At 61.1% G+C, this 20,625-nt stretch carries 17 protein-coding genes and 1 tRNA gene; 13 read left to right on the top strand and 5 right to left on the bottom strand.

Annotated elements, in window-relative coordinates:
* The first annotated feature begins 153 nt into the window (after positions 1–153).
* The 6 genes from V5B59_RS01035 to V5B59_RS01010 all read left to right on the top strand — a co-directional run bounded on the left by V5B59_RS01035 (position 154) and on the right by V5B59_RS01010 (position 8,379).
* Positions 154–2,265: an HsdM family class I SAM-dependent methyltransferase gene (locus V5B59_RS01035; protein WP_332351405.1), complete on the top strand. Its 2,112-nt coding sequence runs from the start codon at positions 154–156 to the stop codon at positions 2,263–2,265.
* Complete coding sequence (locus V5B59_RS01030; RefSeq protein WP_332351403.1) at positions 2,255–3,178, top strand: restriction endonuclease subunit S; 924 nt, start codon at positions 2,255–2,257, stop codon at positions 3,176–3,178. Before V5B59_RS01035 ends, V5B59_RS01030 begins: the two co-directional genes overlap by 11 nt.
* Positions 3,179–3,267: 89 nt before the next feature.
* Positions 3,268–3,636: a restriction endonuclease subunit S gene (locus tag V5B59_RS01025; RefSeq protein ID WP_169071470.1), complete on the top strand. Its 369-nt coding sequence runs from the start codon at positions 3,268–3,270 to the stop codon at positions 3,634–3,636.
* Positions 3,637–3,653: 17 nt separating this feature from the next.
* Entirely contained in the window at positions 3,654–4,172 is a 519-nt protein-coding gene (locus V5B59_RS01020) for a hypothetical protein (protein WP_332351399.1), read from the top strand.
* The gene (locus V5B59_RS01015) at positions 4,130–7,102 is read left to right on the top strand and encodes a type I restriction enzyme subunit R domain-containing protein (protein WP_332351397.1); all 2,973 of its coding nucleotides are present in this window, start codon (positions 4,130–4,132) and stop codon (positions 7,100–7,102) included. Before V5B59_RS01020 ends, V5B59_RS01015 begins: the two co-directional genes overlap by 43 nt.
* Positions 7,099–8,379: a hypothetical protein gene (locus V5B59_RS01010; protein ID WP_169071468.1), complete on the top strand. Its 1,281-nt coding sequence runs from the start codon at positions 7,099–7,101 to the stop codon at positions 8,377–8,379. Before V5B59_RS01015 ends, V5B59_RS01010 begins: the two co-directional genes overlap by 4 nt.
* Positions 8,380–8,526: 147 nt before the next feature.
* Here the strand turns inward: V5B59_RS01010 and V5B59_RS01005 are convergent, their stop codons facing one another.
* Both V5B59_RS01005 and V5B59_RS01000 read right to left on the bottom strand, forming a co-directional pair.
* The gene (locus V5B59_RS01005) at positions 8,527–9,741 is read right to left on the bottom strand and encodes a tyrosine-type recombinase/integrase (protein WP_169071467.1); all 1,215 of its coding nucleotides are present in this window, start codon (positions 9,739–9,741) and stop codon (positions 8,527–8,529) included.
* 197 nt (positions 9,742–9,938) lie between these two features.
* Positions 9,939–10,023, bottom strand: a tRNA-Leu gene (locus tag V5B59_RS01000).
* A gap of 175 nt (positions 10,024–10,198) precedes the next feature.
* On the opposite strand from V5B59_RS01000, the gene hpnC reads away from it, so the two are divergent.
* The 3 genes from hpnC to hpnE are packed head-to-tail and all read left to right on the top strand — an operon-like array spanning position 10,199 to position 13,243.
* On the top strand, positions 10,199–11,008 hold the full coding sequence (gene hpnC / locus V5B59_RS00995) for a squalene synthase HpnC (RefSeq protein WP_169071466.1): 810 nt from the start codon (positions 10,199–10,201) through the stop codon (positions 11,006–11,008).
* 43 nt (positions 11,009–11,051) lie between these two features.
* Positions 11,052–11,885 carry a presqualene diphosphate synthase HpnD gene (hpnD, locus tag V5B59_RS00990; protein ID WP_169071465.1) on the top strand — a complete coding sequence of 278 codons (834 nt, stop codon included), beginning with the start codon at positions 11,052–11,054 and terminating at the stop codon, positions 11,883–11,885.
* Positions 11,882–13,243 (top strand): hydroxysqualene dehydroxylase HpnE, encoded by a 1,362-nt coding sequence (gene hpnE / locus V5B59_RS00985; RefSeq protein ID WP_169071464.1) that lies wholly within the window; start codon positions 11,882–11,884, stop codon positions 13,241–13,243. Before hpnD ends, hpnE begins: the two co-directional genes overlap by 4 nt.
* Here the strand turns inward: hpnE and V5B59_RS00980 are convergent.
* A complete protein-coding gene (locus V5B59_RS00980) occupies positions 13,164–13,850 on the bottom strand; it encodes an ABC transporter ATP-binding protein (RefSeq protein ID WP_034909178.1) in 687 nt (228 codons plus the stop codon). The genes hpnE and V5B59_RS00980 overlap by 80 nt on opposite strands.
* On the opposite strand from V5B59_RS00980, the gene V5B59_RS00975 reads away from it, so the two are divergent.
* The 3 genes from V5B59_RS00975 to V5B59_RS00965 all read left to right on the top strand — a co-directional run bounded on the left by V5B59_RS00975 (position 13,849) and on the right by V5B59_RS00965 (position 16,080).
* Entirely contained in the window at positions 13,849–14,466 is a 618-nt protein-coding gene (locus V5B59_RS00975) for an arylesterase (RefSeq protein ID WP_034909176.1), read from the top strand. The two genes, V5B59_RS00980 and V5B59_RS00975, sit on opposite strands and share 2 nt — an antisense overlap.
* A gap of 28 nt (positions 14,467–14,494) precedes the next feature.
* Positions 14,495–15,547, top strand: a complete 1,053-nt coding sequence (mnmH, locus tag V5B59_RS00970) for a tRNA 2-selenouridine(34) synthase MnmH (RefSeq protein WP_034909174.1) — start codon at positions 14,495–14,497, stop codon at positions 15,545–15,547.
* A 71-nt stretch (positions 15,548–15,618) separates the two neighbouring features.
* Positions 15,619–16,080 (top strand): OsmC family protein, encoded by a 462-nt coding sequence (locus V5B59_RS00965; RefSeq protein ID WP_169071463.1) that lies wholly within the window; start codon positions 15,619–15,621, stop codon positions 16,078–16,080.
* Between the two features lie 170 nt (positions 16,081–16,250).
* On the opposite strand, the gene V5B59_RS00960 is transcribed toward V5B59_RS00965, so the two are convergent.
* Both V5B59_RS00960 and V5B59_RS00955 read right to left on the bottom strand, forming a co-directional pair.
* Complete coding sequence (locus V5B59_RS00960; RefSeq protein ID WP_332351391.1) at positions 16,251–17,174, bottom strand: hypothetical protein; 924 nt, start codon at positions 17,172–17,174, stop codon at positions 16,251–16,253.
* Positions 17,171–17,593, bottom strand: coding sequence for a hypothetical protein (locus tag V5B59_RS00955; RefSeq protein ID WP_034931510.1), 423 nt, complete (start codon positions 17,591–17,593; stop codon positions 17,171–17,173). The genes V5B59_RS00960 and V5B59_RS00955 overlap by 4 nt, the downstream gene beginning before the upstream one ends.
* 221 nt (positions 17,594–17,814) lie before the next feature.
* Between V5B59_RS00955 and V5B59_RS00950 the strand changes: the two genes are divergently transcribed.
* On the top strand, positions 17,815–20,505 hold the full coding sequence (locus V5B59_RS00950) for a bifunctional acetate--CoA ligase family protein/GNAT family N-acetyltransferase (RefSeq protein ID WP_034909182.1): 2,691 nt from the start codon (positions 17,815–17,817) through the stop codon (positions 20,503–20,505).
* The last annotated feature ends 120 nt before the right edge of the window (positions 20,506–20,625 follow it).

The raw sequence follows: 20,625 nt of genomic DNA, 5'->3' as shown, positions 1-20,625 counted from the left end.
GTGGCGGAGTGCATGCATTTGGATTATGCCGGACATTACGGTACATTACCGCACTTCGAGAATACAAGTGCTTCAAATGGGGGAATCAATGGCTAGAGGGAAGTCCGACGCCTTGCGCTGCCGAGTCGACCCCGGCCCGATCAAGAAGACGCCATGACCCAGAAAATAGGAGCCGGACTTCTCTCCTGCGCGGACAAGATCTGGGAGACCGCCGACACCCTGCGCGGCGCCGGCATCAAGGCCAGCGACTGGCCCGCCTACATGATGCCGTTCTTCGCCCTGATGATGCTCGAATCGCGTTTGCGGCGTTTTCGGCAGTCACGCATCGACGAATTCAGGAGAGAGACCGAGCACGCTTTCAACTTCGAGGATGCCGCCCACCGTGAATGGCTGGAATACTCCGCCAAGGCCGCCAACAAGGGATACCACCCGGAATTGCTGCTCCACGGCAAAGGCCTGGGCGAAACCTGCCTGGTGCCGGGGGGCAATTTTCTCAACCGCCTGCTGGCACACCTCGACCAATACGACCCCGACACCAAGCGGCTGCTGGGCATCGGCTATGCTCAGGGACACGCCAAGTTCCTCGACATGCAGGGCAAGGCGTCCGACCTGTTCAGCCGCGACAACTGCCCACTGTACCCCTTCGCCCAGAAGTGGGCCTCAATAGACCTCACGCCCTTCGACAACTCCGAAATCACCACCATCGAGGAGCACATCAAGCGCAAGTGGGCGGACATTTCGGCGGAAACGGCCGGCGAGCAATACACGCCTTCCGACGTGATCGACCTCGCCACCGCACTGATTGTCGAACTGCGCCACGAATGCAAGGGTGGCGCCGGCATCGCCGATATCTATGACATGGCCAGCGGTGGCGGCAACTTCCTGTTCGCCACCGAAGATGCCATGCGCGACGCCTTCCCCGAACTTTCCGTGCGCACGCGCGGGCAGGAACTCAACGATGCCCTCTACGCCCTGGCGGCCATCGAGGCGCGCTTCCGGGAGGGCGCACGCATCGAATGGGGAAACACTCTCACCAACGATCATTTCCTGCTCGACAAGTTCGACGCCATCGTCGCCAATCCGCCCTACGGCGTGGACTGGAAGGATTTCAAGAGGCACCTCGAAATGGATGCCTCCGGCCGCTTCGACCCAAAACGTATGCCGCCCACCTCCGATGGGCAACTGCTGTTCCTTCAGCACGCCGCGTTCCACTTGTCCGAGATCGGCGTCGCCACCATCGTGCATTCCGGCTCGACACTGTTTTCCGGCGATGCCGGCGGCGGCGAATCGGAAACCCGGCGTTGGCTGATCCAGGAACAGGACATCGTCGAAGCCATCATCCAGTTACCGAAGAACGAATTCTTCAACACCGGCATCCATACCTACCTGTGGGTGCTGAATCGCGCCAAGCCGGCCAACCGCAAGGGTTTCGTGCTGCTCATCAACGCTGAAACCTGCTTTACCAAGCTCAGGAAGAACCTCAACCAGAAGAACTGCGAAATCGACGAAGTCAACCGCGCGCGCATCGTGCAAGCCTTCCGCGACTTCGCCGACGGACCGATCAGCCGCAAGCTGCCCATCGATGCGCTGCTCTACAACAAGGTCGAACTGGAACTCTGGCGCCACGATGAAGAGGGCCGTGCTATCGGCAAGACCGAGAAGATCGAGGGCAAGAAGATCGTCGTTCGCTCCGATGACGCCCTCTACAACGTCGATGCGGGACTGCTCGACCTCGCCCCTTTTGCCGGCAAGACGGTCAAGGAAGCGATTGCCCTGTTCCACGAAGCGGCGCGCAATGCCGAACTGACCACCGTCGACGTGAGCGGCGGCCAGTTCTACGGTCGTGAGAACGAAACCGGCACCATCTGGGTCGGCCCGGAAAATAAGGGCCTGGGCGTGCTGTCGGTCAGGGCCAAGGCCGTCAAATCCAAGGGCCAGGAACGCGCCCGAGTGGATATCGCGCTCGACCGATTGCTGGAGAAGGACAGCGAGACCGTCCCCTATTCATCGGACGAGGCGATCAACAACCAGTTAATCGCGGATTTCCTGGCCCGGTGGGTGCATGAGCCGTGGTGCCTGCACGGCTGGAAGACGGGTTGCGAGATCAACTTCAACCGCGTGTTTCCGAAACAGAGCGGCATCCGGGCGAGCAAGGAGATCCTGAAGGATATCGCCGCTGTTGAAGAGGAAATGGCTCGGCTGGAAGCGGAGATTGCTGCCGATCTGTGCGTGGAGGGGGACGATGGGACGGGAAATGAAAGATAGCGGATTCGATGCTATTGGCAGATTTCCGGAAGATTGGAGCGTGTATCGATTGAAAGATGTTTTGCGTCAAGCAGCGAAAGCGCACACCAACTTGGCAACTCAATACGTGGGCCTGGAGCACATTACTGGTTGGACCGGAAAAGCTGTACCGATTGACCTTGAGATTGCCGGCTATCAGAGCGCTCAGCCAATCCGGCAAGGGACTATCTGTTTCTCCAAACTCCGACCATACCTGGCGAAGGCGCTATTAGCCCCGGCCGATCTGATAGGGACAAGTGAACTTCTTGTGGCCCGTGCCTTACGCTCGGTTCATCCGGAATATGTGCTCTATTGGTTATTGAGCCACCGTTTCATCAACGCCATCAATGATACGGTCGTAGGAACCAAGATGCCTCGGGTGGATTGGCCTATTTTCGCCGGTATGCCAGTTCCTTTGCCGAAGGTAGATGAGCAGCGCCGCATCGCCGCATGGCTCGACATACAAACCAGCCGCATCGACAAACGCCGTGAACTTCTCGGCAAGAAACGGGAATTGCTGCGATATCTGCGCCAGACGCTACTTGATGAGGTGATTTCTAACGGGCTGACCAAAAGCCGAAGCGTGCAAACAGGGCAACCTGCTTTGCCAAAGCTGCCGGTTCATTGGTCGTTGTCGAAGTTCAAGAGCCAGGTCTTTTTCCGCGAGGGACCGGGCATCATGGCCACCGACTTCATGCAGGCCGGAGTTCCATTGCTAAGAATCGGAAACATCACGCCCGGCCTGATCACCATGGAGGGCTGCAATTACGTAGCGCCCGAGAAGGCCGAACGCCAGTGGCGGCAATTCCGGCTGAAACTGGGTGACATCGTCATCAGCGCCAGTGCGAGTACTGGCATGGTTAGGAACGTTTCAAAAACAATTTGCGAAAGCTGATCAATGGAATCCCACCGTTTTTCCAGTCCAGCAATGAATTTCCGCAGGTTGTTTTTTGAACGTTCCTTAGCGAAGCAGGCACTGACGCGGTGGGTGCGATTCCATATACCGGTTTGATCATATTGCGGCCCAAGACTGGATTGACCAAGGCTTATCTTCGCCTCTTCGTGATTTCAAAGGCGTTCCTCGGGCAGGTTGAGGACTACCTGAAAGGCTCGACAATTCATCATTTCGGCCCAACGCACTTGCGGCAAATGCTGATTTCTGTACCGCCGCTCGCCGAACAGCACGCAATCGCCGCCTTCCTCGACCGCAAGCTGTCGCAGATCGACCGACAAATCGCGCTCATCGACCAGCTCGACGACCTGCTGCAGCAACAGCGCAAAGCCATCATCCACGAGGCGGTCACCGGCAAGATCGACCTTTCCGCCTACGACCCACCGGCCGAGACGGCCTGAGCACAAGAGGACCCCGCATGGCCCATGGCTTCAAGGAAAGCGACTTTCAGAACGGTGTCTTCATTCCCTACCTGACTGCGCCGCAGCCGGACGGCCTGGACTGGATACTCGGCAAGCCGGCCGACATCGACGCCATGCGCTGGATCGTGCCGGGGGATCTGCTCCACTTCCTGCGCGACGGCTGCCCGCTCAACGCCGCCGCCTACGCCAGGGCGATGAAGGGCTATGACTCCGACGCGGCCTTTCTGCAGGCCTTTCTGACCGAGACGCTGTTGCCCAAGATCGCCGCCAAGGCGAATGCCGCTTTCGTGCTGCGCGAGAGCCTGACGTTTGCCGGCCAGTCCTTCGTGCTGTGGAACGAAGCGCCGCGCGCCGGGGCGGATGCCAGGGCGGCGGATCTGTTCAGAAAGAACTTCCTGCGTGTGATCCCGAGGCGACTTTCGAGCGGCAATTTCCCCACAGCAACAAGCGCATCCGTCGCCGGCCCGACCTGGTGTTTTTCGTCAATGGCCTGTACCTCGCCTATGCCGAACTGAAAACCGCCCAGACCGGGCAGACCGCCGCCGGCCACGGCCGCAAGAAGATCGCCCACGATTGCGTCGAGGCCGGCATTGCCGTGTTGCGCGAGGCGCGCGAACGCTACGCGGCGGAAGGCGGCCGCTGGCCGGGATTTCGCCACCGCGACCTGAGCGAAAAGGTGCGCTGGGAGATTCGCCAGGCGATTTGCCTGTACGAAAAAGCTACCCATATCAGCGCCGTGGACATGGGTGCGATGATGGTGCTGCCGGAGATCGAATGGCTGTTGCCGGAGATCGACGACGCCATCGAGGCAGACGATACGCAGGCACTCGTGGAGGCACTGCCAGGCAAAGTGGTGGAAGCGTTCATGCGCACCGCGGAAATGCGCGAGAAACCGGCCTCCGTGGCACTGGCCGAACATCTGGCGTCGTTCTTCGCACCTGCCGACGGCGTAGACCGCGAGATTCATTTCTTCAACCAGAACATTCCCAGCCGTACCACCACCGCGACCGAGATTCTGCGCCCGCGCCCGGCGCAGCGCGCCATGCTGTACCAGGCCATGCGCCGGGTGCATGAACTCTATGCCAAAGAAAGCAAGTCGAAGATCAACGAGGTGGACATCCGGGCGGCACTGGCCCTGTCCCTGCCCGGACTGGACCCGAAGAAGGCCGATGAGATCGTCCGCAAGACCCTGCTGCACCGCAATGGGCAGGAGTCGCATTCCATCTTGCTGCAAGGCGCGGCGGGGCTCGGCAAAACGAATGTCATCGTCTGGCTGGCGCAGGCGCTCGCCGACATGGCGGACCCGCGCAGCGCGGCGGCAGCACCCTTGTTCGATCTCTGCATTCTCTTGACCGACCGCACCGAACTGCGCCAGAACGTGGCCCAACAAGCGGCACGCCTGCGGGCAACGCAGAACATCGTCGCCGAAGCGGAGACCTTCAGGGATTTGCGCGATGGCCTGCAAAGCGGGGTGCGCGTGGTGGTGGTCAACATCCAGAAATTCCCGTCCATCCGGAAGCTGGCCGAGGCCGACCCGGCGCTGGCCAAGCTGCTGGCGACCAAGCGGGTGGCCTTCGTCATCGACGAGGTGCACCGCAGCCAGAACGGCATCCTGCACGACGCGACCATCGAAATCTTCGACGAGTGGGGCACCCTCCGGCCCGAGGGGGCCAAGCGCAATCTCATCGTCGGCCTGACCGCGACACCGCGGGACGAAATCCTCGCCCGCTTCGGCGAGTGGCGATCTCCGGCGGCAGCCGGCGATGACATCCGCTGGGCACCGTATTTCGCCTACACGATGACCCAGGCGATTCGCGACCGGGTGATTCTGAACCCAATCCAGAACGTCCTCCGCTTCGAGGATCATCTGCAATACAAGATCACGGAATCGGTGCAGAAACTGCAGGATGGCGACAAACTGCGCGCGCCCAGTTCCGACGAGATTTACCAGAACCCGAACCGGCAGGCATTTGTCGCCAAGCAGGCCGCACTCGTCTTCGTGGCCAAAACGATGATGACCATCCGCCCGCCCGGCCGTGCCCTGGGCGAGGGGAAGGCGATGTTCGCCGCGCATTCGATCAAGGCGGCGATCGCGTATCAAAAACTGCTGCGAGCCGAACTGGACACGCTGGCTATGGACCCGCGTTTCGTGGTGCACGCCGAGGCGATCAGACACTGCCCGGTGCTTTTACTCTACACGGACAAGCAGGGCGAGCCGACTTGCGCATCCCTCAACGGCGGCAGGAATCAGGACGCGATCATCGATGAGTTTCGCCGTAAGGGTGAAGGCGCCAAGCAAGGCTTGAAGGTCTACAACGCCCTCATGGTGGTGGTGGACAAGCTGCTTACCGGCTTCGACGAACCGACGCTGCACACCCTGTTCATCGATCGTGGCATGGATGACGTCCTGCTGTTCCAGGCGGCCTGCCGGGTGAATCGCTGGCGCAAGTGGAAAAACGACTGCCTGCTGGTCGACTTTTCGCACGCGGGCGTCGTCTCGAAGAACTTGCCGAAGGTCTTCGCCAAATATGGCGGCATTACGGTATCCGACCTCGATGCGATGAACCTGAAGGAGAAGATGGACAAGGCCTTCAAGCTGTTTTTCGACGACAAGGGAATCAGCGCCCACTGGCGAAGCTGGAAGGCGGCACAAGCCGGCGGTAAGGACAAGGAAGGTGCGACGGGCCTCTCCGATTTTCTCGATGAACTGACCAAGGAGGACAAGCCGCGCGCCATCAATCTGCGCCACGCGGGGTCGGCCTGGCTGGGCAGCCGCGAACGATTGTGGGGCATCCTCGATTTCAAGAAGCCGGAGTTGGCCAGGCACGCCGACGAAAAACGCGCGACCTTTGCCGAGCAGGTAGTCAAGCATCTGGCGTCCAAGCTCAGTGACGAGGACGACCGCGTCGGTGCGGTGTTCGATATCGATCTGGTGGAGGATGCCGTCGGCTGGGGGCTCGATGAATTGCCTGAGGCGCAGCAGAAGAAGAAAAAACCCCAGAGTGAGACCGGATTGCCCCATTCCATTGGCGGGCTGATGGCTTCGCTGGACGCCATCGAACTGCTGGCAGCCCTGCAACTGACCGAGCAGCAAAAGCTTTTGTTGATCGAGAAGTTGAAGAAGTTCCTGATCACGCTGTTTCAGGTGATCGACGGTGAAGGTAGGCGACGCAACAAGGACATCCACCGCAAGATGGTGCTGGCGATGGCGAAAGACGGCACGGATTTCCCCTGGGAAGATCGCTATACCAAGTTCAAGGAACTGTTGGACGCCGGAGCGCTGAATCTCAAGATATTCGCGCACCCCGACCGCAAGGCGTTGCTGCCACCCTTGATGAAAAGGGCTGAGTTGGTGATGGCGGATTATGAGGAGTGGGTGGTGTCGGGCGGGACATCGATCACGCTGAACCCCGCAACCGTTGCCGAGTCGGAAACGCCGTCATGAGTCCCGGCGCACTTTTTGGTCACTTGAGTTCTCAGGATATGGCGGAGATCATCGGCGCAGCAAAACACTCGGTCTGCTACGCTGGCCCGGGAATTCAGGCCAAGCCGGCGCAAGCGATGGCCGAAGCAGCCGCGCGTCTTGGTGCGGAAATGCTGACCGTTTGCCTCGACTTCGACGAGCGTGCGATGCGCATGGGCTATGGAGATATTGGCGCGGTGAAACTGCTGCGTGATGCCGGCATCAGCGTTCGGAGCACGCCCGGCCTGCGCACAGCGTTGGTGATTGCTGACGATGTTGGCTTCATATTTACGCCGACAGCCTTGTACCTCGAACCCGAGTCCACCAGCGGTGCTGCGCTCAACGCCATTCGAATGTCGAGCGCACAGATCGAAGAAGCCCTGGCTCGGCTTTCTCCTGCCGCCAAGGCCATTGCCGTCGCGCAAGCCAAGACTTCCGAAGAGAAAAGACGTATCCAGGCATTGCCTCTGGATGTAGGTTCGCAGGAAGTAAGCGATGTTCAGTTCTCGAAGGTCGCCACTACCCTGAAAGAAGTACCGCCGGTCCGCTTCGATCTTGCGCGGCAGGTTCGTGTTTTTGAGCCGTATCTGCAATATGTGGAATTGAGCCTCACCGGAGCCGCCATTCAGCGCCATCGACTTGCACTCCCCCCAAGCATCCAGAAGCTGGGGGGTAGCAAGGATCTGGAAAACCGGTTGCGAACAACTTTCGAACTGATCGAAAAGGGCAGCAAACTTTCGTCCAAACCGCTCGAAGACGCTCTCAATGATATTCGCAAGAATTTCACGCCCTCGCTGGCCAAGGATCACGGACGGGTGGTGCTGAAATCCGCAAAGCCCCTCTTGGTCGAGCGGCTGGCTGCGTTCCGCGCGAAGCTGGAGGAACACCAACAAGCAGTTGCGGCAGAACTACAGACGCACCTCGACGAATCACGCAAACAGATCGTCGATTACTACCTGCCGCGCGTCATTCAAGCGCCGCCGGATGCCTTACTTGGACAAATTTTCGGTGAGAAACCTTCAGAAGACAGCGCCCGACGATGGCTCGATTTTGAACTGAATCGCGTGTTTCCCCGTGCCGAAGCCCTCATCCAGGAGATGAAACTCAACGAACGCTTCAAGGATGTGACCTTTGAAACTCTGAACCGACCAGACTTTCTGGAGTCGGTCAAAGCTGCATTCCCGAGCATTGATTGGGACAAGGCGTACGATGAATTCAGGGCCGCGGGCGAGCGTGGCGGAAAGAAAGGCACAGGATGAGCAGGGCCCGAAGCCCCTGACCGCCGTCCCGCCGGCACCGACGTGGTCAGTCCCGCCGCTTCCACCCCGCACCGCTACACCCCTTCGCCGACCAGCGATAAACCCCGCTCGCCAGCCTGCGCTTGTCAACCCAAGCGCAGGAAGCGATCAAGCCGCTTGCCCGTTCAACGGAATCACCTCGGCGCCAACTTTCAGCTTGCCGAGGTAGTCCGCCCATTGCTGCATCATGGTCTGGCGCTCTTTCAGAAACTTGGTCCGGTTGTAGGCCGTGCCAAGGGCATCAGGAACCTGATGCGCAAGCTGATGCTCGATGACTTCGGGCTTGATGTGCAACTCCTCATGCAGGATCGTTCGCGCCATCGCGCGAAATCCGTGCCCGGTAATTTCGGTCTTGGTGTCGTAGCCCATCCGCCGTAACGCGGCATTGATCGCTGCCTCGCTCATGGCCTTGTGCGGATCGCGGCCGGGAAAAACGTAGCGCCGATTCCCGGTCAGTTCGTGCAATTCGCGGAGGATCGCCACCGCCTGTGACGCGAGCGGCACAAGGTGCTCGCTCTTGGTCTTGGTCACCAGATAGCGCCACTCGGCCTTGTCCAGGTCGAACCCCGACCACTCTGCGCTGCGCAGTTCGCCGGGGCGAACGAACAGCAGCGGTGCGAGCAGCAAGGCGCTCTTGACCACGAACGTACCCCGGAAACCGTCTATTGCCCGAAGCAGTTCGGCAACCTCCGTCGGCGTCGTGATTGCCGCGAAGTGCTCCGCCTTGGGAGCCGGTATCGCGCCTTTCAAGTCCGGGCAGGGATCGCGATCAGCGCGGCCTGTGGCGATCGCGTAACGGAATGCGCGGCTGATTTCGCTGCGCACACGATGTGCCGTGTAGCGCGCACCGCGCTCGTCGATTCGGCGCAGCACCCCGAGCACGTCGGGAGAGGTAATCTCGGCAATCGCCTTCGCCCCCAGCCAAGGGAAAACATCGTTCTCCATCCGCGCCAGCGTCTTGACATGCTGGGATGGCTCCACCGTGTCCTTGCGCTGCTCCAGCCACTCCCGGCAGATAACCTCGAAGCTGTTGGCCGACCGCTCCGCTTTGGCAGCTTTTTGCGCCTTCCGGTGTGCGCCAGGGTCTACGCCGTTCGCCAGCAGCTTGCGCGCCTCGTCGCGGCGCTCCCTGGCGTCTTTCAAACCCACGTCCGGGTACATGCCCAGGGCAAGCAGCTTCTCTTTCCCGTCAATGCGGTACTTCAAACGCCATAGCTTTCCGCCGGCAGGACTGATTTCAGCATACAGCCCACCGCCGTCAAAAATGCGGACCGGTTTTTCAGTTGGCTTGGCATTACGGATGGTGGTGTCAGTCAGGGGCATCGAAGATATCCTCAAACAGGTGGCTGGTGCTTCTGGGGGTATCCTCAAATCAACACCTCCAGCATACCCCCAAGAATACCCCCAGATACCCCCGGATTGCAATAGATCAGTTGGGAGTTACGTGGACACAAAAAAGGCCAGAACCCTTGCTTTTGCTTGGAGTTCTGGCCTTTTTCGGACTACTTTGGACTTGTTCTTGGTGCCCAGGAAGGGAATCGAACCCCCACACCTTGCGGCGGCAGGACCTAAACCTGCTGCGTCTACCAATTTCGCCACCTGGGCACTGCCAACCCGGAAGAGGAGTGGAGTGCATGCGCTGCACAGTCGGTCACTCGTTCGCCGGCAACCTCCGGCTCGGCCGTTCAACGCATCAAACCAATATTCTAACCGCGACAACCCTATACTGTCAGCTTCTCCGCGATTCCGGTCAAGCCGGACTGCGCCAAGCTCCTCCCCGATGCCTGTCGACCACTACGAAAACTTCCCTGTTGCATCGCTGCTGCTACCGCGACGCCTGCGTCGGCCGGTCGAGGCGATCTATCGTTTCGCGCGCGCCGCCGACGACATCGCCGACGAAGGCGATGCCAGCGACGCGGTACGCCTGCAGGGGCTCGCCGAGTATCGGGAGGAACTCGACCGCATCGAGGGCGGTGAACCTCCGGCCAGGCAGGACTTCGCGGAGTTGGCGGCGATCATCAGGGAGTGGCATCTGCCCGTACAGTTGCTGCGCGACCTGCTTGACGCTTTTGCGCAGGATGTCGTCAAGAAGCGCTATGCGGATTACCCGGAACTCCTCGACTACTGCCGACGTTCCGCCAATCCGGTGGGCCGGCTGCTGCTGCACCTGGTCGGGCGGAACAGCGAAGCAAACCTGCACCGCTCGGACTGCATCTGCTCCGCCCTGCAACTGGTCAATTTCTGGCAGGACATCGCCATTGACTGGAACAAGCAGCGCATCTATCTGCCACTTGGCGACCTTGAATACTTCGGCATCGCCGAAACAGACATCGCTGGTGGGCGCTGGAGCGAGGCATGGGCAGCGCTGCTCGATTTTCAGATCGAACGAACGCGCCGCCTGATGAGCGAGGGCGCACCGCTGGTCCAGCAACTGCCAGGCCGCATGGGCTGGGAGATTCGCTTGACGGTACAGGGGGGGCTACGCATCCTGGAGAGGATTCAGCGCGTCCGCGGCGACGTCTTCCGGAACCGCCCAATGCTCGGCGCGCGCGACTGGCTGCGCATCGGCGGACGCGCGCTGGGCATGTAAGTCGTGGGAGAATGGCGGCCCTGTGGAAATCCCGAGATTGCGAATGACCCCTGACGAATATTGCCAGCAGAAAGCCGCACGCAGTGGCTCGAGCTTCTACTACAGCTTTCTCTTCCTGCCGCAGAACCAGCGGCGCGCGATCACGGCGCTGTATGCTTTCTGCCGGGAAGTCGACGACGTCGTCGATGAATGCCAGGATCCGCAGCTTGCCGCGACCAAGCTGGCCTGGTGGCGACAGGAACTGGCCCGCCTCAGCGCCGGCCAGCCGCAGCATCCGGTGACCCAGGCACTGCAGGCGGCGAGCGCCGAGTTCCATCTACCCGAGGAACAGTTGCAGGAAATCATCGATGGCATGGAGATGGATCTGCAACAGTCGCGCTACCTCGATTTCAAGGCGCTGTCGCTCTATTGTTATCGCGTCGCAGGAGTCGTCGGTCTGCTCGCCGCAGAAATCTTCGGCTACCAGGATCGCAAGACACAAAAGTATGCGCACGATCTCGGCGTCGCTTTTCAGCTCACCAATATCATCCGCGACGTCGGCGAGGATGCGCGCATGGGCCGCATTTACCTGCCCATCGAGGATCTGCAGCGTTTCGAAGTGACCGCCGCCGACATCCTCAATGCCCGCCATTCGGACAACTTCCGCCGCTTGATGGACTTCCAGATCGAACGTGCCGAGAGCTATTATGTCCTGGCCCTCGACGAACTGCCAGGGGCTGACCGCCGGGCACAACGCCCCGGTCTGATGATGGCGGCGATCTATCGCACCCTGCTTGACGAGATCAAACGCGATGGCTGTCAGGTTCTCACCCAGCGCACTTCGCTGACGCCGCTGCGCAAGCTGTGGATCGCCTGGCGGACCTGGGTGCGTGGATGAGAGCAGCGATCATCGGCGGCGGTTGGGCGGGTCTGTCCGCCGCCGTCGAACTGGCGAAAGCCGGCGTCCGGGTGACGGTCTTCGAAGCGGCGAAGCAACTCGGTGGCCGTGCTCGCAGCGTCGAAGTGCAAGGACAGCGGCTCGACAACGGGCAGCACATCCTGGTCGGCGCTTATCGCGAGACACTGCGCCTGATGCAGGAAGTCGGCGCCGACCCGGATCGGCTGCTCAAGCGTCTGCCCCTTGAACTGAGCTTCCCGGCCAGCCAGCCGCTTCCCTTTCACCTGCGGCTGCCACGCCTGCCCTCGCCATGGCACCTGGCGGCCGGACTGCTGGCAGCGCGCGGCGCCAGCCTGAGCGAAAAGATCAGCGCCGTTCGCTTCATGCGCTTTCTGCAGGGGGCGGCATACCGGATCGGTGAAGACTGCACGGTGAAGGACTTGCTCGATCGCCATGACCAGCGCGGCAGCCTGCGCCGCCACCTCTGGGAGCCGCTCTGCCTGGCGGCGCTCAATACCGCACCGGCGCAGGCCTCGGCGCAGATTTTCGTTCATACCTTGCGCGACAGTCTCGGCAGTGGGCGGGCGGCAACCGATCTGCTGCTGCCGGCGGCCGACCTCGACCAGCTGTTCCCGACCGCCGCAGCGAACTTCATTCGCGCGCGTGGCGGGGAAATCCGCGTGTCGACCCGCGTCGAAGCGATTGACGTCGGCCCCGGCATCCGTGGCGAGTCCTTCGACCACGCCGTCGTCGCAGTCGGCCCGCAACACGCGGCAGCGCTGCTTGTCCGGCACGCCGAAACGATCGCCAGCGCACAACTGCTTGCCGAGTACGCTTTCGAGCCGATCGGTACCGTCTATTGTGGCTATCCACCGCAGGTACGCCTGCCTTTGCCGATGCTCGGGCTGGAGGATCGTGCTCGTGCACAGGTCGGACAGTGGGTTTTCGATCGCGGCGCGCTTTGTGGCACCGCCGGAGTCCTGGCCTTCGTTCTCAGTGGTCATGGTGCCTGGGAGGAACTCGACAATGCCGCGCTGGCCGCCACACTGCACCGCCAACTCGCCGCCACACTCGATCGCCGGCTACCAGCGTTCCTCTGGTATCAGGTGATCCGTGAGCAACGTGCGACCTTCTGCTGTCGCCCCAATCTGCGCCGGCCCAGCGTCAGAACCGCACTCGCCGGCTGCTGGCTGGCGGGCGACTATGTCTGCGCCGAATATCCGGCAACGCTTGAAGCGGCAGTCCGCAGCGGTGTCGCAGCCGCGAGCGAAATCCTGCTCAGCGAATCTCTTCCAGTTGCCCGGCGTGCATCCGCAGCCGGCGACAACAGCGCGCCGCAATTTCTTCGTCATGGGTGACGAGGATCAGCGTGGTGCCGCTTTCGGCATTGATCGCGAACATCAACTCGATGACCTGATGACCGGTGGCGGCGTCGAGATTGCCGGTCGGCTCGTCGGCGAGCACCAGCCGGGGCTTCGGTGCAAAGGCGCGGGCCAGGGCAACCCGCTGCTGCTCCCCCCCGGAGAGATGTTTCGGATAATGCCGCAGGCGGTGCGCCAGCCCGACCCGCTGCAACCAGTACTCGGCCTCGGTGCGGGCATTGGCTGTGCCGGCGAGTTCGAGTGGCAGCATCACGTTTTCGATGGCGTTCAGCGACGGCAGCAACTGGAAGGTCTGAAAGACGAAACCCAGCAGGCGGCCGCGCAATACCGCCCGTGCATCTTCGTCGAGGCCACCGAGATCCTCGCCCGCCAGCGACACCGAGCCGCTGCTCGGCAGGTCGAGTCCGGCCAGCAGGCCCAGCAGGGTGGATTTCCCGGAACCCGAGGCCCCGATAATCGCCACCGTCTCGCCAGGGGCGACGGCGAACGAAATCTCGTGCAGAATGGTCAACGGCTCGCCACCGTTATCCACACGTTTGGCGAGATCACTCACCTCAATGACCATCGATGCGTCTCGACCCATGTCCTGTATCCCAAATTACCGCAGCCTGTTGCTCGCCGGACTGATGCTGTTTGCCCCGGCAGCACAGGCAGTACAAACCATTCTCGTCTTCGGCGATTCGCTGTCGGCGGGCTACGGCATCCGCCAGGACGCCGCCTGGCCCGCCTTGCTCGCCAAACGCCTGCAGGAAAGGAAGCTCGATTATAGCGTCGTCAATGCCAGCATCTCGGGAGAAACCACCAGCGGTGGCCGGACCCGCATCGACGCGGCGCTGGCCAGGCACTCGCCGCAGGTAGTGATCATTGCCCTGGGCGCCAACGATGGCCTGCGTGGCCTGCCGGTGGCACAACTGCGCGACAACCTGAGCGCCATCGTCGCCAGCGCCCAGAAGAAGAACGCACGCGTGCTGCTGGTCGGCCAGCGCATACCGCCCAACTACGGCACCTATGCCCTGCAGTTTCATCATGCTTTCGATGAAGTGGCCAAAGCCCGCAAGACCGCGCTGGTAGACTTCCTGCTCGAGGGCGTGGCAACGGAAGCCCATCTATTCCAGGCCGACAATCTGCATCCGACCGCTGAAGCGCAACCCCTGTTGCTCAACAACGTCTGGCGTGGCCTCGCACCGCTGCTAAAATAGTCGGCCATCAACGAATGTCCTCCTCCGCATGAAACATGAGCTCGTCAGCCTCCAGCGAATCAGCGATTTTTCTGCCTTTGACGAGATCATCGACGTGCGTTCCCCCGCCGAGTTTGCCGAGGACCATATTCCCGGCTCGGTCAACTGTCCGGTACTCGATGACCAGCAGCGCATCGAAGTGGGCACGCTTTACAAGCAGGTCTCCCCTTTCGCAGCTCGGAGGGTGGGTGCTGCGCATGTTTCCGAGAACATTGCCAGGCATCTGCGCGACCGCTTTCTCGACCGCCCGAAGCACTGGCGACCCTTGATCCTGTGCTGGCGTGGCGGCCAGCGCAGTGGCTCGATGACCTACGTCCTGCGGCGTATCGGCTGGGATGCGCAGCAACTCGAAGGCGGCTATAAAACCTATCGCCGACTGGTCATCGAGAGTCTGTCGGAAGTGCCGCGGGCGCTGCAACTGAAGGTCATCTGTGGGGCCACCGGCAGCGGCAAGAGCCGCATCCTGCAGGCCATCGGGCAACTCGGAGAACAGGTGCTCGACCTTGAGGATCTCGCCTGTCACAAGGGTTCAGTGCTTGGCGTCCTGCCGGACTGCCCGCAGCCCTCGCAAAAGATGTTCGAATCCCGCCTGCTCACCGCGCTGCAGCGCCTGCTTGCGGATCGGCCGGTCTATGTCGAGGCGGAGAGCCGCAAGATCGGTTCGCTACAGCTCCCTAGCGCACTGATCGAGAGCATGCGCGCCGGCGAGTGTGTAAACATCGAAGCGTCTTTCGCCGCGCGCGTCGATTTCCTGTTGCGTGATTATGCCTACTTCCTGACCGCTCCCGATTGGCTGACTGCCCGCCTGCAAGCCTTGCGACATCTGCAGAGCACGGAGACGCTGCTGCGCTGGCGAGGACATATCCAACAGGGGCGCTGGCGCGAACTGGTCGGCGAGCTGCTGGCACTGCATTATGACCCGCTGTACCAGCGCTCGCAGCAGCAGAACTACGCCGGATACCGTGCGCCGCTCAGGATCGGCACCGACGATCTGACACCTGCCGGCATCGACGCCCTGGCTCGCCGGGTTTGCGGCAGATAATCAGCAAAAAGAAACTGTCCGGGCGGAGCTTCCTTCCCTTATCATGTTTCCGATGATCTGGAGATGAGCGCATGACCAAGGACAAGAACAGTAAGCCGCACGATCATTCGATCGTCGTCAGCGAGAATGGGCTGGGACCCTACCAGCAAATGGTGTATGCCGGCAGGCATCGCTTGATTGCCGATGAACCCGTCGCCATGGGCGGTAGCGATGCTGGCCCGGCGCCCTTCGATTTCCTGCTTGCCAGCCTCGGCGCCTGTACCTCGATCACCCTGCGCATGTACGCCGAACGCAAGCACTTGCCACTCACCGGTGTCAGCGTCGAACTGATGCACGACCGGATCGAGGTCGACGGACATGGCAAGATCGATCGAATCTCGCGCACCATCACTCTCGCCGGCGATCTGACAGGCGAACAACGCGGCAAACTGCTGGCGATTGCCAACAAATGCCCGATGTACCGTGTCCTGCAATCCGACATCCACATCGACAGCGTACTCGCTGACCGCGATTTGGCAGCGCCGGTTCGCTAAGTTGCTGCCGTCACGCCGGCAATGTTTCGGCCAAGCACCTCCCGAGCTGGCTCCGGATCGCCCCATGCCCTCTTCTGCCTCCGGCGGTCTTCCCAGTGTGCCAAATTTCGCAATATGAGGGGATTATGGTCTTGGGTGCGAACGAAAGTGTTGGACGGGGAGTCTCGGTTTTAAGCCGCTCTGCGTAGAGGCTCCGCCCAGCGCTTTTCCCAATAGGTTTCCCACAGCTGGTTATGTCGCATGACACGCAGGTTGATCATGGCTTGAGCCATGTCCGCACGCCACCAAGCCCCTGGGCGCTTGAGGCGGGCCTGCACGAGGTAGCGATGAGAACTCTCGACCTCGCCAGAGCCGACGGGCAGATTCAGCGCAAGTGCGCGGGGGTAGTCCAACTGGTCGAGTCGGTTGGAGAAATAGCGCCAGGCGACGCGCACCGGAGCCTGCGGGTCATCGACCGATGCAGGTTCGAGGTGCAGTTTCATCTCTGCAACCACCTCGCGGGCCTGTCCCAGCAGGAATCGCGCCTTCTGGGAGGCCACCCAATCCTGGGCAGAATCCGGCGCGCAGACCTTGCTGGCTGGGGTCAGATATTCGCAGACGTGGAACAAGTCGACCAGGAAGGTCCCCTGAGTACCGAACAGTTCCTCGATTTGGCTGCTTATCCAAGCCGCCCCGTCGCCAACACAGTGAACCTGGGTCTTGGGGCCAAATCCCAGCGCATCGACCAGCCGCTTCAGGATGGCCCCCGCTTCCCGGGGACCCTCCATCGTCACGCCGGCCTTGGGAACGGCCTCGCCCTGCCGCTGTGCGATACAGACCTTCGCTTCTCGCCAGTGCGTGCGCTTCCCCTTGCGGGCGTCCGCAGCGCCCTCCACGGTCTCGACAAGGGGCACCATTCCGCCGTCCGTCTCCACAATCAGCCTCTTCGCGGTGTTCGATGGGCCCGCCACCGGCAGGCAATCTGCCTCCGTTAATTCACAGGCCACCCGTTCGGTGAGCGTCCGGGGCGCACTGACCGCCAAGTCAACACCGTAGTGCTCCTTGATTTTTGCCGCAACCTGTCCAAAGGGAAGGTCGGCGCCCAAGTCCGTCACGGCGCGCTCCAGTGGCAGAGAATGGCTCCGGCAACGGACACCGGCAGCTTCTGAAAAAGGACGAAGCAGCCGGTTTGTTTCTTTGTGGAGAAAGCATTCCTCCTCCACCATGACCGAGCCGTATGTCGTATACCAGAGAACTTTTTTTTCGCGTGTACCACGACCGGCTCAGCGGCCCGCACCTCGGCTGTCACCGCCTCAGCAACCTGCTCGGCCCATCCCGTCAGAATCTCCTGGCCCGTCCCGCGGAGAATTTCTATCACGCGGCGCTCGGCTTCATCGGCCCGACGCAGATCCCCTTCGGCGTTCTCCACCAACTCCAGCATCTCTAGCACTTTCGCCAGTATCTTTGGATTAGCCTCCAAACGGGCCACCAAGTCTCTGGAATCGCAAGGTTCGATGTGGGAAATCTTAGGCATGGCTTCTCTCCGTGGATGGGTTCCCTACTCTATCGCAACTCTCCGCTAATTTCCTTACGTTTGCTCACGTCGCTGACAATTATCAGAGCGGGACTCGCCCAACACTTTCGTTCGCACCCTATGGTCTTCTCCCTAGAGACTTGCCAGGCCATCTGTGGTAAAATTGTTGCAGCGCAACATCAACCCGTATGGCGCCTCTCGAACAAGCGGCGAAAATCCTCATGCTAGAACATCACTATCTCACCACCCTGTTTGAACCCAAGTCCGTTGCCGTCATCGGCGCTTCCGACCGGGAGAATTCGGTCGGCAATGTACTGTTCAAGAACATTCTCGATTCCGGCTACAAAGGACGACTGTACCCGATCAACACTGCCCACGAATCGATCCAGGGGGTGCAGGCGTACAAGTCGATCGAAGAGATCAGCGCCCGCGTCGAATTGGCCGTCGTCGTCACCAGACCGCAAACGGTCCCGAAAATCATCGAGCAATGCGGTCGCAGTGGTGTCAAGAATGCCATCGTGATCACTTCCGGCTTTGCCGAAACCGGTCACTCGGGAGCGGCGCTCGAGCGCAAGATGATGGAGATTGCCCGCAGTTACGGAGTCCGCCTGCTGGGTCCGAATTGTCTGGGGATCATTCGCCCGAGTCTCGGACTGAATGCCACTTTTGCTCATGTCTACGCCAATGTCGGCAATCTCGCGCTGGTCTCGCAATCGGGAGCGATCTGCTCGGCGGTTCTCGACTGGGCGACCAGCAACCGCGTCGGATTTTCCAGCGTCATCTCGCTGGGCGGCACCGCCGATGTCGATTTTGGCGAGATCCTCGATTACCTGATCTACGACAACCTCACTCATTACATCCTGCTCTACGTCGAAGGCATTCGGGATGCCCGCCGCTTCATGAGCGCGCTGCGTTCGGCGGCGCGCATCAAGCCGATCGTGCTGCTCAAGGCCGGTCGTCACGCCGGCGGGCTGGCGGCAGTCGAAACGCACTCGGGAATGCCCGGCGGCTCCGACATCGTTTTCGAGGCTGCCGTGCGCCGCGCCGGTGTCGTGCGGGTCAAGAACATCGGCCAGTTGTTCTATGCGGCCAAGGCGCTGGCCTCGAAATTCCGCCCGCAAGGTAAGCGCCTGGCAATCATCACCAACGGCGGCGGACCGGGGGCGATGGCCGCAGATCGTGCCGGCGACCTTGAGATTCCGCTCGCCGAATTGTCTGCCAGTACCATCCAGAAACTCAATTCGAAGATGCCGCCCACCTGGTCGCAACGCAACCCCATCGACATCGAAGGGGATGCAACCCCGAAGCGTTATCACGAAGCCATCCTGGCGGTTGCCGAGGATGACACCGTCGATGGCGTTCTGGTGATGCTCTCGCCGCAGGCCATGACGAAGCCGATGGAAGTCGCCAAGGCGGTGATCGAAGTCGACCTGCTGACCGCCAAGCCGATTCTCACCTGCTGGATGGGCGAGGAACAGGTCTTGGAGGCGCGCATGTTGCTCGAAGAATCCGGTATTCCCTCGTTCCGCATGCCGGAAACGGCGGTCGAGCTGTACTACCATATCTCCACCTATTACTGGAACCAGAAGCTCCTGCTGCAGACCCCGGCACCCTTGTCGAAGCATTCCCGACCGGAAACCGAAGGGGCCAGGATGTTGGTCGAGGCAGTGTTGCACGAGCGGCGCAAGGTCCTCTCGGAGATGGAATCGAAGGCCATCCTGCGGGCTTTCCGCATCCCCGTCGCACAGACCATGGTCGCGCACACGCCGACCGAATCGCTGCTGCTGGCCGAACAGATCGGTTTTCCGATCGCCATGAAGATCGATTCGCCGGACATCATCCACAAGAGCGAAGTGGGCGGCGTGCGGCTCAATATCAGCAACGCCCCGGCGGCTCGCAATGCCTATCACGACATTCTCGAAACGGTAAAGAAGCGGCACCCGACGGCGCGTATCAACGGTGTTTCAATCGAACCGTACCTGGCACGCCCGAATGGCCGCGAACTGATGATCGGAGTCTCGCGTGATCCGATTTTTGGTCCGATCATCACTTTCGGCGCCGGCGGTACCGAAGTGGAAGTCTTCAGCGACCGGGCGGTTGCCCTGCCACCGCTCAACCGCTTCCTGGCGCGGGATCTGATCGCTTCGACGCGCGCTTCCAAACTGCTCGGCGAATTTCGCAACATGCCGGCGGTCAACCTCGAAGCGCTCGAAGACGTGCTTTTGCATGTTTCACAGATGATCTGCGAACTTCCCTGGCTGCAGGAACTCGATCTCAATCCGCTGATTGTCGATGAGAATGGCGGTATCGCTGCCGATGCGCGCATCGTCATTGATTATGCCGCACCCTCGGGCGACCGCTATGCGCACATGGCGATTCACCCCTATCCGGCACATCTGATCCAGGAATGGGAACTCCCGGATGGCCGGACGGTGACGATTCGACCGATCCGCCCGGAAGACGCCGAGCGCGAGCAGCAGTTCGTCATCGGCCTGTCCGACGAAAGCAAGTACTACCGTTTCATGGATACCATCCGCGAACTGACGCAGACCATGCTGGTGCGCTTCACCCAGATCGACTACGACCGCGAAATGGCTCTGGTGGCGACCCTCCCCGACGCGGATGGCAAGGAGTTGCAGATCGGTGTCGCCCGCTATGTCACCAACCCGGACGGCGAATCCGTCGAGTTTGCTTTGGCCGTTGCCGATGACTGGCAGAAACACGGTGTCGGCCGCAAGCTGATGAGCGCGTTGATCGACTGTGCACGCGTCAAAGGCTACCGTACCATCGTCGGCGACGTGCTGTCGATGAACACCAAGATGTTCAACCTGATGACCAGGCTTGGCTTCACGATCCACCCGCACCCCGACGACCCGGCCGTCAAACGCGTCATCAAGCCCTTGAACAACTAGGAAAATTTTCAGGGGCCAGGGACCAGGCAACGCCTCAAACTCGGCGCAGCCAAAGCCTTCGGCCCCGCCAACGAGAAGAAGCGGCCGGACGACATTCGTCCGGCCGCTTCTGTGTCTGGC

The sequence above is a fragment of the Candidatus Accumulibacter contiguus genome, assembly GCF_036625285.1.
Taxonomy (GTDB): Bacteria; Pseudomonadota; Gammaproteobacteria; order Burkholderiales; family Rhodocyclaceae; genus Accumulibacter; species Accumulibacter contiguus.
This window is presented reverse-complemented; position numbering and strand designations above follow the sequence as displayed.

Excerpts from the sequence above, each read along its gene's own strand:
- V5B59_RS01010 (WP_169071468.1), top strand. The coding sequence starts at position 7,099 with ATGAGTCCCGGCGCACTTTTTGGTCACTTGAGTTCTCAGGATATGGCG.
- V5B59_RS00965 (WP_169071463.1), top strand. The coding sequence starts at position 15,619 with ATGACCAAGGACAAGAACAGTAAGCCGCACGATCATTCGATCGTCGTC.
- V5B59_RS01030 (WP_332351403.1), top strand. The coding sequence starts at position 2,255 with ATGAAAGATAGCGGATTCGATGCTATTGGCAGATTTCCGGAAGATTGG.
- mnmH (WP_034909174.1), top strand. The coding sequence starts at position 14,495 with ATGAAACATGAGCTCGTCAGCCTCCAGCGAATCAGCGATTTTTCTGCC.
- V5B59_RS00980 (WP_034909178.1), bottom strand. The coding sequence starts at position 13,850 with ATGGGTCGAGACGCATCGATGGTCATTGAGGTGAGTGATCTCGCCAAA.
- V5B59_RS01020 (WP_332351399.1), top strand. The coding sequence starts at position 3,654 with ATGGCCCATGGCTTCAAGGAAAGCGACTTTCAGAACGGTGTCTTCATT.
- hpnE (WP_169071464.1), top strand. The coding sequence starts at position 11,882 with ATGAGAGCAGCGATCATCGGCGGCGGTTGGGCGGGTCTGTCCGCCGCC.
- V5B59_RS01005 (WP_169071467.1), bottom strand. The coding sequence starts at position 9,741 with ATGCCCCTGACTGACACCACCATCCGTAATGCCAAGCCAACTGAAAAA.
- hpnC (WP_169071466.1), top strand. The coding sequence starts at position 10,199 with ATGCCTGTCGACCACTACGAAAACTTCCCTGTTGCATCGCTGCTGCTA.
- V5B59_RS00955 (WP_034931510.1), bottom strand. The coding sequence starts at position 17,593 with ATGCCTAAGATTTCCCACATCGAACCTTGCGATTCCAGAGACTTGGTG.
- hpnD (WP_169071465.1), top strand. The coding sequence starts at position 11,052 with ATGACCCCTGACGAATATTGCCAGCAGAAAGCCGCACGCAGTGGCTCG.
- V5B59_RS00950 (WP_034909182.1), top strand. The coding sequence starts at position 17,815 with ATGCTAGAACATCACTATCTCACCACCCTGTTTGAACCCAAGTCCGTT.
- V5B59_RS00975 (WP_034909176.1), top strand. The coding sequence starts at position 13,849 with ATGTCCTGTATCCCAAATTACCGCAGCCTGTTGCTCGCCGGACTGATG.
- V5B59_RS01035 (WP_332351405.1), top strand. The coding sequence starts at position 154 with ATGACCCAGAAAATAGGAGCCGGACTTCTCTCCTGCGCGGACAAGATC.